12 protein-coding genes are annotated in these 13207 nt (G+C 69.2%); 8 read left to right on the top strand and 4 right to left on the bottom strand.

The features are described from left to right. Positions 1-76: 76 nt before the first annotated feature. Positions 77-1348, bottom strand: coding sequence for an ABC transporter substrate-binding protein (locus tag ABZU72_RS15810; RefSeq protein WP_355019786.1), 1272 nt, complete (start codon positions 1346-1348; stop codon positions 77-79). A gap of 169 nt (positions 1349-1517) precedes the next feature. Between ABZU72_RS15810 and ABZU72_RS15805 the strand changes: the two genes are divergently transcribed. The 3 genes from ABZU72_RS15805 (at position 1518) to ABZU72_RS15795 (ending at position 6295) form a co-directional block, all read left to right on the top strand. Next, positions 1518-2690 carry an ROK family transcriptional regulator gene (locus tag ABZU72_RS15805; RefSeq protein ID WP_355019785.1) on the top strand — a complete coding sequence of 391 codons (1173 nt, stop codon included), beginning with the start codon at positions 1518-1520 and terminating at the stop codon, positions 2688-2690. 23 nt (positions 2691-2713) lie between these two features. After that, positions 2714-3805 (top strand): N-ethylmaleimide reductase, encoded by a 1092-nt coding sequence (gene nemA, locus ABZU72_RS15800; protein ID WP_355019784.1) that lies wholly within the window; start codon positions 2714-2716, stop codon positions 3803-3805. 63 nt (positions 3806-3868) lie between these two features. Then, positions 3869-6295 carry a GH92 family glycosyl hydrolase gene (locus ABZU72_RS15795; protein WP_355019783.1) on the top strand — a complete coding sequence of 809 codons (2427 nt, stop codon included), beginning with the start codon at positions 3869-3871 and terminating at the stop codon, positions 6293-6295. A gap of 36 nt (positions 6296-6331) precedes the next feature. Here the strand turns inward: ABZU72_RS15795 and ABZU72_RS15790 are convergent, their stop codons facing one another. From ABZU72_RS15790 to ABZU72_RS15780, 3 genes are read right to left on the bottom strand one after another with little or no spacing between them, the layout of a single operon-like run. After that, a complete protein-coding gene (locus ABZU72_RS15790; RefSeq protein WP_355019782.1) occupies positions 6332-7513 on the bottom strand; it encodes a damage-control phosphatase ARMT1 family protein in 1182 nt (393 codons plus the stop codon). 44 nt (positions 7514-7557) lie between these two features. Continuing rightward, positions 7558-8202 (bottom strand): NAD(P)H-binding protein, encoded by a 645-nt coding sequence (locus tag ABZU72_RS15785; RefSeq protein WP_355019781.1) that lies wholly within the window; start codon positions 8200-8202, stop codon positions 7558-7560. Between the two features lie 19 nt (positions 8203-8221). Then, entirely contained in the window at positions 8222-8593 is a 372-nt protein-coding gene (locus ABZU72_RS15780; RefSeq protein WP_355019780.1) for a DoxX family protein, read from the bottom strand. 106 nt (positions 8594-8699) lie between these two features. Between ABZU72_RS15780 and ABZU72_RS15775 the strand changes: the two genes are divergently transcribed. The 5 genes from ABZU72_RS15775 (at position 8700) to ABZU72_RS15755 (ending at position 13187) form a co-directional block, all read left to right on the top strand. Continuing rightward, complete coding sequence (locus ABZU72_RS15775) at positions 8700-9317, top strand: helix-turn-helix domain-containing protein (protein ID WP_355019779.1); 618 nt, start codon at positions 8700-8702, stop codon at positions 9315-9317. A gap of 26 nt (positions 9318-9343) precedes the next feature. Continuing rightward, positions 9344-10804 (top strand): NCS2 family permease, encoded by a 1461-nt coding sequence (locus ABZU72_RS15770; RefSeq protein WP_355019778.1) that lies wholly within the window; start codon positions 9344-9346, stop codon positions 10802-10804. Further along, positions 10804-11484 carry a GntR family transcriptional regulator gene (locus tag ABZU72_RS15765; RefSeq protein ID WP_355019777.1) on the top strand — a complete coding sequence of 227 codons (681 nt, stop codon included), beginning with the start codon at positions 10804-10806 and terminating at the stop codon, positions 11482-11484. Before ABZU72_RS15770 ends, ABZU72_RS15765 begins: the two co-directional genes overlap by 1 nt. Positions 11485-11562: 78 nt before the next feature. After that, positions 11563-12336: an ABC transporter ATP-binding protein gene (locus ABZU72_RS15760; protein WP_355019776.1), complete on the top strand. Its 774-nt coding sequence runs from the start codon at positions 11563-11565 to the stop codon at positions 12334-12336. Next, on the top strand, positions 12333-13187 hold the full coding sequence (locus tag ABZU72_RS15755; RefSeq protein ID WP_355019775.1) for an ABC transporter permease: 855 nt from the start codon (positions 12333-12335) through the stop codon (positions 13185-13187). Before ABZU72_RS15760 ends, ABZU72_RS15755 begins: the two co-directional genes overlap by 4 nt. The last annotated feature ends 20 nt before the right edge of the window (positions 13188-13207 follow it).

The raw sequence follows: 13207 nt of genomic DNA, 5'->3' as shown, positions 1-13207 counted from the left end.
GGCCGAGGGGCCACGGCAGATGGTGCGGCCGCAGCCCCTCGGACCAGATGATCTCGTCAGGCTCGGGAGAGCCCGGTCACTCGGGCTTGTTGTCCTCGGCGGCCTCGACGAGGCCCTCCTGGAGCTCGGCGACATCCTTGTTGCTGCCGAACTTCGCGACGGCGGCGGTGACGTCGGTCAGCCAGTTGACCGAGGTCGCGGCGCCGTGGGCGAGCGAGGACACGATCTCGTCCTCACCCCACGACTTGATCGCGGTCTGCTGGTACTCACCGAAGTCCGCGGTGTCGGCCGTGGTGCTGGCCGGGATGGAGCCCTTCGCCTTGTTGAAGGCCACCTGGCCCTCGTCGCTGGCGATGGTGTCGAGCCAGGCCTCGGTGCCCGCGGGGTTGGGGCCGTCCACCGGCATGGTGAACGAGTCGGCCAGGAAGTCGAAGACGCCCTCGGTGCCCGGGACGGGGACCGCGGTGTAGTCGGTGCCGAGCGTCTTCTTCTGCTCCTGGAAGGCCGCCTCGGCCCAGTCACCCATGACGTTGAACGCGGCCTCGCCGTCGATGACCAGCTGGGTCGCGTCCGGCCAGTCGAGACCCTGACGGTCGGTGTTGGTCAGCGAGAGGAGCGTGTTGTAGTCCGCCAGCGCGGCCTCGACCTCGCTGCCGCCCCAGTCGGTGGTGCCGTCCCACAGACCGTTGTACGCCTCGACGCCCAGATCGGCGAGGAGCACGGTCTCGAGCAGGTGGACCTGGGTCCAGTCGGTCGCGATCGAGAGCGGGATGATGCCCTTGGCCTTGATCTTCTTCAGATCGGCGATCCACGCGTCGAGCGAGTCGTAGGTCTTGTTGGCCTCGATGCCGGCCTTCTCCAGGACGGCCGGGTTGGCCCAGAGCACGTTGGCGCGGTGGATGTTCGAGGGGACGGAGTAGATGCCGCCGTCCTGGGTCAGGCGCTCGAGCAGGCCCTCGGGGAACTGCTCGTTCCAGCCCTTCTCCTCGTAGAGATCGGTGAGGTCCTCGATCTGGCCGGCGTTGATGTAGTCGGTCAGCTCGGCACCCGCGTGCGCCTGGAACGTGGCCGGCGGCTCACCGTTCTGCAGGCGGGACTGGAGCACGTTCTTGGCGTCGCTGCCGGCGCCACCGGCGACGGCGCCGTTGACGAACTTCTGGTCGGGGTTCTGCTCGTCGAACACCTTGACCAAGGCGTCGAGCCCGGCCTTCTCACTGCCCTCGGCCCACCAGGTGAAGACCTCCACCTCATCGGTGCTGCCGCTCTCGTTGTCGCTGCCGCAGGCGGAGACCGCCAGCAGGCTCAGGGCGGCCAGGCCGGCGGCCAGGGCCTTACGCGTTGCGTTCATCTTTGATCCTCCGGTTGCGCGACCGCCACGTCGGTGTGTGATCTGGGTTACTCGCGGTCGCGTGCCGGGCAAACGTACGCCTCTCCGTTCTGTCCAGTCAACGCATAACGCAGGACGTTTTCAACCTGAGATCTGTCGCAAATCGACAGAATCACCTACAGTCACGCCCATGACCACTCCGGAATCGCGGCTGCGCGTCGCCAACCGTTCCCAGGTTCTGGACCTGCTGGGACGGTCGGCGCCGGTCAGCCGCGCCGAGCTCGCCCAGCGCACCGGACTCTCCCGCAGCACCGTGTCGAGCATCGTCCAGGAGCTGCTCGCCTCCGAGCAGATCGTCGAGACCACCGGCGCCGCACTGGCCCGCGGGGGCGGGCGACCACCGTCGCTCCTCACCATCAACGGCTCCCCCGGCACGCTCATCGGTGTCGACATCGGCCATCGCCACGTCCGGGTCGCGGTCGCCGACCTCACCGCGAAGCCGCTCATCGACCACGAGATCCGGCTCGACGTCGACAACTCCGCGGTCGAGACCATCGACCGTGCCGCAGCCCTCGTGCGCGAGTGCCTGGCCGAGGTGGGCATCGACCCGAGGAAGGACCGCGTCCTCGGCGTCGGCATGGGGATCCCCGGCCCCGTCGACCCACACAGCGGCATCGTCGTCTCCCCCATCCTCGGGAACTGGATGGACCTTGCCCCGGGCGAGGAGCTCGCCCGCCGCATCGGCCTGCCCGTCCAGATCGAGAACGACGCCAACCTCGGCGCGCTCGCCGAGCTCGAGTACGGCGCCGCGCGCGACGTCGACGACGTCATCTACGTCAAGGCGTCCAGCGGCATCGGCGCCGGCCTGGTCCTCGCCGGCAAGCTCTACCGCGGGATCACCGGGATCGCCGGCGAGATCGGCCATGTCCGCTTCGAGGACAACGGCCCGATCTGCCGGTGCGGCAACCGCGGCTGCCTGGAGAAGGCCTTCGGCGGATCCCGGCTGGTCGAGCTGCTGCAGCCCGCCTACGACGAGACGCTCACCGTCGAGCGCCTGCTCGAGCTCGCCCAGGAGGGCGACATCCGGGTCAACCGGATCCTCGACGACGCCGGCCGCGCGGTCGGCCGGGTGCTGGCCGACCTCTGCAACCACCTCAACCCGGCGCTGATCGTGGTGGGCGACACGATGCGCCAGTCGGAGTCCTTCGTCCTCGGCATCAAGGACTCGATCGACCGCTTCACCCAACCCGACACCGCTGCGGCGCTCGACGTCGTCCCCAGCGAGCTCGGCGACAACGCGGGCGTCATGGGGGCACTGGTGATCGCCGGCTCGGCCGCTCCGGCGGCGTCGGGAACAATATGAGCAACCGCTCAGTTAGGCGCGATGTGACTTCACTCTTCTCGCAGCTGAGCCTGGGTTCGACAACCCTCCCCAACCGCGTCCTGATGGCGCCACTGACCCGGATGCGCGCCAGCCGGCCCGGCGACGTACCCAACCCGCTGATGGCCGACTACTACCGGCAGCGCGCCTCCGCCGGGCTGATCATCTCCGAGGGCACCCAGATCTCGCCGCAGGGCAAGGGCTACATGGACACCCCGGGCATCTACTCGGCCGAGCAGGTCGAGGGCTGGCGGCACGTCAACGACATCGTCCACGAGGCCGGCGGCCGGATCGCGGCGCAGCTGTGGCACGTGGGCCGGGTCTCCCACGAGTCCTTCCACGACGGCGACCTCCCGGTCAGCGCCTCCGCGCTCCCCTACCGCAACCGCACGACCGTACGCGGTGAGGACGGCACCCCGATCCGGGTCAACTGCCCCACGCCCCGCGCCCTGGAGACCTCCGAGATCGCGGATCTGATCGACGACTACCGCCGCGCCACCCGCAACGCCCGCGAGGCCGGCTTCGACCTCGTCGAGATCCACGCCGCCCACGGCTATCTGCTGCACCAGTTCTCCAGCTCGAGCAGCAACGAGCGCACCGACTCCTACGGCGGCTCACTGGCCAACCGCGCCCGCCTCACCCTCGAGGTGCTGGACGCGGTCATCGCCGAGTGGGACGCCGAGCACGTCGCCATCCGGATCTCCCCGATCGGCTCGTTCAACGGACTCGAGGACCCCGAGGGCGCCGAGATGGGCCTATACCTGGCCGCCGAGATCGGCAAGCGCGGCATCGCCTTCCTGCACCTGTCCGAGCCCGACTGGGCCGGCGGTCCGGAGCTGACCGACGACTACCGCAAGCAGCTGCGCGCCGCCCACACCGGCCCGATCGTGGCCGCCGGCTCCTACACCTCGGAGAAGGCCTCCCGTCTGCTCGAGGCGGACCTGATCGACGCGGCCGCATTCGGGCGTACGTTCATCGCCAACCCGGACCTGCCCCGGCGCCTGGCGGAGAGGCTTCCGCTCAACGAGCCCGACCTGTCGACCTTCTACGGCGGCGGCGAGGCGGGCTACACCGACTACCCCGAGTGGACCGCCTGAGTTCAACTCGCTCTCACTTGAACCCGCACGGCGGAGGACGTTCCTCTGGAATGGTTCTCCGCCATGCGGGTTCTCGCGACGTGTGCCTTGTCCCTCGCGCTGCTCGGCGGCGCCTTCACTCCGTTCTCGGCGGCCCGGGCCGCTGCGCCGCCCGCCGGTGATCCGGTGGCGCTCGTCGACCCCCTGATCGGGTCGTCGAACGGCGGCAACACCTACCCCGGAGCCGTACGCCCCTTCGGGATGCTCTCCTTCAGCCCGACCTCCACGGCGGGCGACCAGACCAACACCGCCGCGTCGAACGGCTACTCCTACGACACCACGCGCCTGCGCGGCTTCTCGCTGACCCATGTCAACGGCGCGGGCTGCCACCCCGGCGCCGCCGGGGACGTACCGATCTTCCCGCACACCGGCGAGATGACCGGCTCGCCCACCGCGGACGTGACCGATGCGACGTACGCCTCGAACTTCAGCCACGCCGACGAGCTGGCCGAGCCGGGGCGCTACCGGCTGGGCCTGGCCAACGGCGCCGAGGTCGACACCGCGGTGACCACGCGGGCCTCGGTCAGCGACCTGACCTTCCCGGCCGACAAGCCGGCCAACCTGCTCTTCCGCACCTCCAACTCGCTCAACGGCAGCGAGACCGCGGTGACCCGGATCGACGAGGCGAAGCGGACCGTCAGCGGCTCGGTGCTCACCGGCGCCTTCTGCGGCCGGCGCGGCAACGGCGGCGGGAGCAACAAGCGCTCCTACTACCGGCTCTACTTCACCGCGCAGTTCGACCGCGGCTTCTCCCGCCACGGCACCTGGGTCAACGGCGAGCTCCAGCCGGGCAGCATCGAGGCGCGCGGCGGCGAGGGCTACGAGACCGGCGCGGCCCGCCAGGGGCAGGGTTCCGGCGGCTACGTCTCCTTCGACCCCAGCCGCGACCAGAGCGTGCGGATGCGGATCGGGATCTCCTACACCAGCCAGTCGGCGGCCGAGGCCAACCTGGCGGCCGAGATCGGACGGCGCGACACCGTCTCGGCCGTCGCCTCTGATGCGAGGTCGGAGTGGCGCAAGGCGCTCTCCTCGATCGAGGTCGCCGGCGGCACCGACGACGAGCAGACCGCGTTCTACACCGCCCTCTACCACTCCTACCTGCAGCCCAACGTCATCTCCGACGTGGCCGGCACCTACTGGGGAAGCGACCAGGAGGTCCACCGGATCGAGCGCGGCCAGCAGGCGCAGTACGGCAACTTCTCCGGCTGGGACCAGTACCGGGCCCACACCCAGCTGCTCGCGCTCCTGGAACCGCGCGTCGCCGGTGACTTCGCTCGGTCCCTGCACGCCTACTCCCGCCAGCACGGTGGCGTCTGGGACCGCTGGGTCCACCTCAGCGGCTGGACCCACGTGATGACCGGCGACCCGAGCGCGCCCACGCTGGCCGGCTTCTACTCGCTCGGCGTACGCAACTTCGATGCTCAGGGCGCCTACGACTCCCTGGTCCGCCAGGCCACGGTGCCACACCCAGACGGGCTGTCCAGCTACGGCTGCCCCGGGCAGTGCATCGGCCAGCGGCCGAACCTGGCCGAATACCTCGCCAAGGGCTACGCACCCCAGGACACCTGCCGCTGCTGGGGCGGCGCCGCGGAGACCCTCGAGGACGCCGTCGCCGACTACTCCCTCGCCGACTGGGGCCGCCGCCTCGATGCCGACCGGGCCGAAACCGACTCGCTGATGGAGCGGGCCGGCTGGTGGCAGCACACCTTCAACCCGGCCGCGACGGCCACGGACGGCTACCAGCATGCCCGCAACGCCGACGGGAGCTGGGTCTCCGGCTTCACCCCGTCGACCCAGACCGGCTTCGCGCAAGGGAGCAGCGCGACGTACACCTGGATGGTGCCGCACGACGTCGCCCGGCTGGCCGAGGCCGTCGGGGGCCGGGAGCGGGCGATCCAGCGGCTGGACGCGTTCTTCCACAAGGCCGACGGCTCCTGGCAGTACACCGGCGGCGACGCGCTGCGCTACGACCCGACCAACGAGCCCGGCATCCACGTCCCGTGGATGTACAACGCGCTCGGCGCCCCCTGGAAGACCCAGGAGACGGTGCGGGCGATGGCCTCGCTCGCCTATGGCACCGGCCCTCGGGGCCTGCCCGGCAACGACGACCTCGGCACCATGTCGGCGTGGTACGTCTTCTCCGCGATGGGCATCTACCCGCAGGACCCCGCCCGCGCCGAGATGCTGCTCTCCAGCCCGGTCTTCGAGCGGGTGGTCATCCACCGCGGCAACGGCGTCGACATCACCATCGAGTCCCCCGGCGCCGGCGCCGAGAACATCTACGTCCAGTCGGTCACCCTCGACGGCACCCCGCGCACCCGGTCGTGGCTCCCCGAGTCGGTGATGAACCGCGGCGGCACCGTCCGGATCGACGTCGGCCCCGACCCGAACCGGGACTGGGGCACGGCGGACGCGGGCCTGCCGATCTACCACACCACAGCGGGAGGGTAGGCCGCTCGCCTCATCTGGTCCTGGCCGCAGCCGCCGTCACGACAAGCGTGCCTGGATCACCGCGTGGGTCCCGTCGGTGCGCCAGCCAGGCTCGTTCGCCTCCAGGAGCGAGAGTCGATCGACTGGAATGCCAACTGCGAGCTCAGATTTCAGTGTCCGCATCGCCACCAGCGGCGCTGGGAAATACTGGACGAGGTCGGTGAAGCTCGAGGTGGGCGCCCAGTGCCGGTCGCCGACGAGGCGTCGATAGTTGAGGTCTCCCTTGATGATCACGAGCTTGGACTCCTTGATCTCATCGGCGAGGTCGCCGGGGATGTCGTGGAAGGTCAACGGACTGCACCAGAAGGCATGGGTCCGGACCTCGATCCGTCCGTCGGTGATCGCTGCCCCGAGCCGGGCTGCCATGTCGGCCGTTGCCCCGGTGTGGCTGCTGAGGTGAGCAAGGATCGTGAAGAGGTCATGGACGGTGGCGTCGGATACGAAGTAGGGCCGGGGCTTCAGGTGCATGACCACGCGTCCTGCCCGGCCTGTGCTCAGAAGGCGGTCGATGAGAAGGAGGTCAGAGACGAGTTCGCGGCCGGCGTTGTCGGCGATCAGGTCCACCCTTACCGGCTCATGCTCACCCAGATGAGCCCAGACCTGGTCCGAGTCATCGGCGATGAGGTCATCGACCTGATCGGCATCGGCAGCATGCGGCTTCGAGAGGCGGAACCCGAGGTCGGCTCGGTTGCCCCACAACGACGCGAGCAGAGCACTGTGCAGCCCTTCATCCTCTGGAGCGGAGAGGACGCTCGCAAGCTGATCCAGGTCACGAACGAGGTCGGCCGAGCCGAGCTCGGCGTCCTTCTGTGGTTTGAACGGGTCGACCCCAGCCCAAGGAACATCACGGAAGTAGTCGGTGGCCTGCAACAGAAGCCGATAGAAGTACGACTCCGCCCACAGGAACGGAACCTCGAGCCAGGTGCGCCCCACGTACGGAGCCGCCCATGACTCCCACTCGGCTCGGTCCGCCGAGGGCTCGGTGAAGGGTGGTACGACGCCCTGGATCACCTCATCAAGCCGGTCGAGGTTGCGCTGGACTGATGGTGGATACGGGATGCCCGACCTCACCTTCGCGATCAACTCCGGGTGTCGACGGGTCAGCACCCCATGGGCGAAGGATCCGGGATCCTCGGAGTCGATCTCCTCAGCGGTCGCACTCTGGCCGATCCCCGCCATCAGGCTTCTTCCATTCGTGACTTCTTCCGTTCGGTCTGGCGGGTTCAGTTGCTGATCGCTGGGGCACGCCCAACGTACCTGTCGTCCTCGACTTGAGCTGCCGTGACGGCGGCGATATCTGCGCGGGAGACAGGGAATCCGAGCCGGTCCGTGCCGAAGAAGCCGATGCGTACGCGGGGCTGCTTGGGCTTGTCCGTCGGCCGGATGAACCGGATGATCGTCCAGTCCAGGCCGGAGGCCTTGATCTGGCCAGACATCCCGGTCATCTCCTCGTAGGCACGAGGAACGAAGGTCCGGGCCAAGAAGCTGGTCAGCCGAGTGACCGCGGTCGGTGACTCCTGCGCGTCGAGAATCGACGGAGTGGCGTGACCGACGAAGCGGCGTACGCCATGGTCCTTCATCGAGGCGAGGATGTTGCCGATGCCGGGGACCAGAGGCGTACCGACGACCTTGCGGTCCATGCTCGGGCCGAGCGTGGAGACGACGGCGTCGGCGCCGACGACCGCTGAGTCGATGGCCTCGGCATCGGACATCTCGCCGATGACGACGCGCACGTTGTCGTCGGCCCAGGATTCGGGGACCTTCTGCGGGTTGCGGGCATAGGCGGTCACCCTGTGACCGCGGTTGAGCAGCTCGGCCACGGTGAGCTGGCCGATGGCGCCGGTGGCGCCGAAGACGGTGACGTTCATGGGTATCTCCTCAGCCAGATCAGAAGGCGTACGGCCCGAAGCGGCCCCACGCGACGACAACCGCGACGACGAGAATCGCGGCATTGAAGGCGATCGCGCCCGCCTCGTTGCGGCGGCGGTGGACGTTCATCGCGAGCACCATCACCACGGCCAGACCGGTCGCGGCGAGCGGGGTCAGGAAGGGCAGGATGCCGAATGCCGCGGGGAGGATCAGGCCGACCGCGGCCAGCAGCTCCACGATGCCGATGAAGCGCACGGTGCCGGCGGAGTAGTCCTCGGCCCACGGCAGCTTCTCGGCAACCTTCTCCCTCGGCTGGGTCGACTTCGTCACGCCGGCCATCAGGAACATCGCGGCCAGCAGGCCCTGCAGGATCCACAGGAACACGTTCATGGTTCGTCTCTCTCAGAGGTCGTATTAGTGGAGTGGGTACTCCGCTTCGTGGACCCTAACAGGACAAGTGGAACATCTATTCCACATCAATGGATAGGATGCCGACATGCGTGCAGATGCCGAGAGGAACCGCGAGCGGGTGCTCGACGCCGCGCGCGAGCTCTTCGCCGAGGAGGGCCTGGATGCCTCGACCAACGAGATCGCCCGCCGCGCCGGCGTCGGCGTGGCGACCCTCTTCCGCCGCTTCCCCACCCGCGACGACCTGGTCGGGGCAGTGTTCGCCGACAGGATGGCCGCGTACGTCGCCGCGACCGACGAGGCGCTGGCCAACCCGGATCCGTGGCAGGGGTTCTGCGGCTACATCGAGCGGGTGTGCCGGATGCAGGCCGACGACCGGGGGTTCGCCGACGTGCTCACCCTCACCTTCCCCACCGCGAAGGCACTCGAGGACGACCGCAACCGCGCGGCCGAGGCGCTCGGCGTACTGCTGGATCGCGCCAAGGCGAGCGGAAGGCTCCGGCAGGACTTCGCCCACCAGGACGTGCCACTCATCCTGATAGCCAACGCGGGAGTGGTCACCGCGACGCGCAACGCCGCTCCGGACGCCTGGAAGCGGTTGGTCGGCTATCTCATCCAGGCATTCGCCGCCGAGGCCGCGCATCCGCTTCCGGAACCACCTACTCCTCGACAGATGTACCGCGCGCTGATGCGCCCGACCAACTGACCGACGCAATCTGCGAAGATGCGGCGGTGAGCATCTCGACCCCGGCACGTACCAACGCTCTTGACCGGTTCTTCCAGATCAGCGCCCGCGGCTCCACGGTCGGGCGCGAGGTCCGCGGCGGTGTGGTCACGTTCTTCACGATGGCCTACATCGTCGCGCTGAACCCGCTGATCCTCGGGTTCGCGGAGGACGTGAACGGCGACCTCCTCGGCGGCACCAGCGGCGACAACCTGGCCGCGATCGCGGCCGGAACCGCGCTGGTCGCGGGCGTGATGACGATCCTGATGGGCCTCGTCGCCAACTACCCCCTCGCCCTGGCGACCGGGCTCGGGCTCAACGCGTTCGTGGCGTTCTCGATCGCCGGCCAGATGACCTGGGCCGACGCGATGGGCCTGGTGGTGATCGAGGGTCTGGTGATCCTCGTGCTGGTGCTGACCGGGTTCCGGGAGGCGGTATTCCACGCCGTCCCGCGCGAGCTCAAGACCGCGATCTCGGTCGGAATCGGCCTGTTCATCGCACTGATCGCCTTCGTCGACGCCGGGTTCGTACGCCGCATCCCCGACGTCGCGAACACCACCGTCCCGGTGCAGCTCGGCCCGACCGGGCAGCTCGCGGGCTGGCCGGTGCTGGTCTTCGTCATCGGCCTGGCCCTGGTCATCACCCTGTGGGTGCGCAAGGTACGGGGCGCGATCCTGATCTCGATCGCGGTGACCACGGTGCTGGCGATCATCGTCGAGGCGATCACCGGGATCGGCAGGAGCAGCGCCGAGAACCCGACCGGGTGGTCGCTGAACGTTCCGGCCCTGCCGGACAAGATCGTCGACTGGCCGTCATTCGCCACGCTCGGCGAGTTCAACCTGCTCGGCTCCTTCGAGAGCGTCGGCATCGTGACCGCGGTGCTGCTGGTCTTCACGCTCATGCTCGCCGACTTCTTCGACACGATGGGCACGATGACCGCGATCGGCTCCGAGGCCGGGCTGCTGCGGAAGGACGGCACCCCGCCGCGTACGCGCTCGATCCTGGTCGTCGACTCGCTGGCCGCCGCCGCAGGTGGCGCGGGCGGCGTCTCCTCCAACACCTCCTACGTCGAGTCGGCCTCCGGCGTCGGCGAGGGCGCCCGCACCGGTCTGGCCGCGGTCGTCACCGGCGTGCTCTTCCTGCTCACCACATTCCTGGCGCCGCTGGTCACGGTGATCCCGTCGGAGGCGGCGGTGCCCGCCCTCGTGCTGGTCGGCTTCCTGATGATGCAGCAGGTCAAGGACATCAACTGGGCCGACCCGGACATCGCCATCCCGGCGTTCCTGACGATCGCGCTGATGCCGTTCACCTACTCGATCTCGGTGGGCATCGGCGCCGGCTTCCTGGCCTACGTGCTCATCCAGGTCGTCCGCGGCAACGCCAAGAAGGTGCACCCGCTGATGTGGCTGGTCGCGGCCATGTTCGCCGTCTACTTCGCGATCCACCCGATCTCGAGCTGGATCGGCTGATGGACAGTGTGGCGCCGGATCCGGCCACCCGGCAGCCGTTGCGCGAGGTGGTCGCGCGCGAAATCCGTCGCAAGATCATGGCCGGCGAGCTGGCTCCCGGTGACCGGCTGCGTGAGCAGGCGCTCGCCACGGAGTACGGCGTCTCCCGCGTCCCTGCGCGGGAGGCCCTGCACGTGCTGGCCCAGGAGGGGTTCGTCGACACCGTCCCGCGACGCGGCGCGACGGTGGCGTTCCCCTCGGCACAGCGGACCCGGCAGCTCATGGTCATCCGGGAGAACCTCGAGGTCCTCGCGGCCGGGCTCGCGGCCCGGCGGCGTGGCGGCGACCAGGGCGAGGAGCTCACCGAGGTGCTCGAGCTCGGCACCCGGGCGACCGCCACCGGCGACTACGCCGCGCTGCCGGAGCTGATCGCGCGGTTCCACGACGCTGTCGGAATCGCCTCCGGCAACGACGAGCTCGCCAAGATGACCCGGTCGCTGCGGATGCAGGTGCGCTGGGTCTTCGAGATGCAGCTCGAAGAGCGCTCGGGCCAGTCATGGAAGCACCACCAGGAGATCGCCGAGGCGATCCTGGCCGGCGACCAGGAGCGGGCCGAGTCCTCGATGCGCGCCGATGTCACCCGTGACGCCGACCTGCTCGTCGACCTGCTGGTGGCCCGCGCGGAGCGCCAGCGCCCCTGACCTCGCCTTGAACCTGGCGTAACCAGACCGGCCGTCGTCTGAAACGGGGACGAAACCACGCGCTGTTTGTATACAAGAATGATCGAACGGTATACGGAGCCGCCCGTGCTGGTGGCCGGCAACAGCGTCACCAGGTCGTTCCCCAACGGCACCACCGCGCTCGCCGAGGCGAGCTTCGAGATCCGCGCCGGTGAGTTCGTCTCCTTCGTCGGGCCCTCGGGCTGCGGCAAGTCGACGATGCTCCGCATGGTCGCCGGCCTCGACCTGCCCACCAGCGGCAGCGTCGAGCGTGGCGACGGCGAGGTCGGCTACGTCTTCCAGGACGCGACGCTGCTGCCGTGGCGTACCGCACTGGGCAACGTGGTCCTCCCGCTGCGGCTCGCCGGGACGAAGAAGGCGGAGGCCGAGGAGCGGGCACGCGCGGCGCTCGAGGTCGTCGGGCTGACTACGTACGCGGACCATCGGCCGGCCCAGCTCTCGGGCGGGATGCGGATGCGGGTCTCGATCGCTCGCTCGCTCGTCCAGCGACCGGAGCTGTTCCTCTTCGACGAGCCGTTCGGGGCCCTCGACGAGATCACCCGCCAGGACCTCAACAGCCAGCTCGACACCCTGATGGCGACCGACCCGTTCACCGGGATCTTCGTGACCCACTCTGTCCCCGAGGCGGTCTTCCTCTCCGACCGGGTGCTGGTCTTCTCCTCCCAGCCGGGACGCATCGTCGCCGACCTGCGCATCGACCTGCCCCGGCCGCGTCCCGAGGGGCTGCGCTTCACCAGCGAGTACGCCGAGCTGTGCCGTCAGGTCTCCGACGCGCTCGCCGGCGCCCACCGCAGCACCGAGGAGGCGGCATGACCACGCTGGTCGAGACCCAGCCGGAGACCCGCACGCTGACGACGGTCCCGTTCCTCCGCTTCGACCCGGGCCACGGCAGCCGGACCGTACGCTGGGTCGCCCCCATCCTCACTCTGGTGGTCGTCCTCGGGGTGTGGACGCTGGTCAGCACCCAGCTCCTCTCCCCCACCCGCCAGTTCCTGCTGCCCTCTCCCTGGGAGGTGCTCGAGGCGGGCTTCCTGGAGCAGGCCGGCCGCACCGAGATCTTCACTGCGCTGTGGTCGACCACGAAGGTCGCCCTGGTCGGTCTGCTGCTGGCGATGGCGATCGGTGTCTTCTTCGCGATCGTGATGAGCCAGGCCCGCTGGGCGGAGGCGTCGTTCTACCCCTACGCCGTGATCCTGCAGACGATCCCGATCCTGGCGATGGTGCCGCTGCTCGGGTTCTGGTTCGGCTACGAGTTCACCTCCCGGCTGATCGTGTGCGTGCTGCACTCGCTGTTCCCGATCATCACCAACACGATGTTCGGCATCGCCTCGGTCGACGACAACCTGCACGACCAGTTCTCGCTCTTCCGCGCCTCGCGGTGGCAGCGGCTCATCCACCTGCAGCTGCCGGCCGCGCTCCCGGCCGCGCTCGCCGGCTTCCGGATCTCGGCCGGGATGGCGGTGGTCGGCTCGATCATCGCCGACTTCTTCTTCCGGCAGGGACAGCCCGGCATCGGCCGGCTGATCGACACCTACCGGCAGAGCCTCGACACCGACCTGATGATGGCCGCCCTGGCCGCCTCCTCGCTGGTCGGGATCGCCCTCTTCCTGCTCTTCGGCGCCGTCCTGCGCGCCGTCGAGGCCCACCGTTCACCTCGCCGCTGACCCCCACCCCCTGGAGAGAA

It is taken from the genome of Nocardioides sp. NPDC004968 (assembly GCF_040608935.1).
Lineage (GTDB): Bacteria > Actinomycetota > Actinomycetes > Propionibacteriales > Nocardioidaceae > Nocardioides.
The sequence above is the reverse complement of the archived record's forward strand: the minus strand, read 5'-3'. Positions and strand labels throughout refer to the sequence as shown.

Excerpts from the sequence above, each read along its gene's own strand:
- ABZU72_RS15810 (WP_355019786.1), bottom strand. The coding sequence starts at position 1,348 with ATGAACGCAACGCGTAAGGCCCTGGCCGCCGGCCTGGCCGCCCTGAGC.
- ABZU72_RS15805 (WP_355019785.1), top strand. The coding sequence starts at position 1,518 with ATGACCACTCCGGAATCGCGGCTGCGCGTCGCCAACCGTTCCCAGGTT.
- ABZU72_RS15795 (WP_355019783.1), top strand. The coding sequence starts at position 3,869 with ATGCGGGTTCTCGCGACGTGTGCCTTGTCCCTCGCGCTGCTCGGCGGC.
- ABZU72_RS15790 (WP_355019782.1), bottom strand. The coding sequence starts at position 7,513 with ATGGCGGGGATCGGCCAGAGTGCGACCGCTGAGGAGATCGACTCCGAG.
- ABZU72_RS15785 (WP_355019781.1), bottom strand. The coding sequence starts at position 8,202 with ATGAACGTCACCGTCTTCGGCGCCACCGGCGCCATCGGCCAGCTCACC.
- ABZU72_RS15780 (WP_355019780.1), bottom strand. The coding sequence starts at position 8,593 with ATGAACGTGTTCCTGTGGATCCTGCAGGGCCTGCTGGCCGCGATGTTC.
- ABZU72_RS15775 (WP_355019779.1), top strand. The coding sequence starts at position 8,700 with ATGCGTGCAGATGCCGAGAGGAACCGCGAGCGGGTGCTCGACGCCGCG.
- ABZU72_RS15765 (WP_355019777.1), top strand. The coding sequence starts at position 10,804 with ATGGACAGTGTGGCGCCGGATCCGGCCACCCGGCAGCCGTTGCGCGAG.
- ABZU72_RS15760 (WP_355019776.1), top strand. The coding sequence starts at position 11,563 with ATGATCGAACGGTATACGGAGCCGCCCGTGCTGGTGGCCGGCAACAGC.
- ABZU72_RS15755 (WP_355019775.1), top strand. The coding sequence starts at position 12,333 with ATGACCACGCTGGTCGAGACCCAGCCGGAGACCCGCACGCTGACGACG.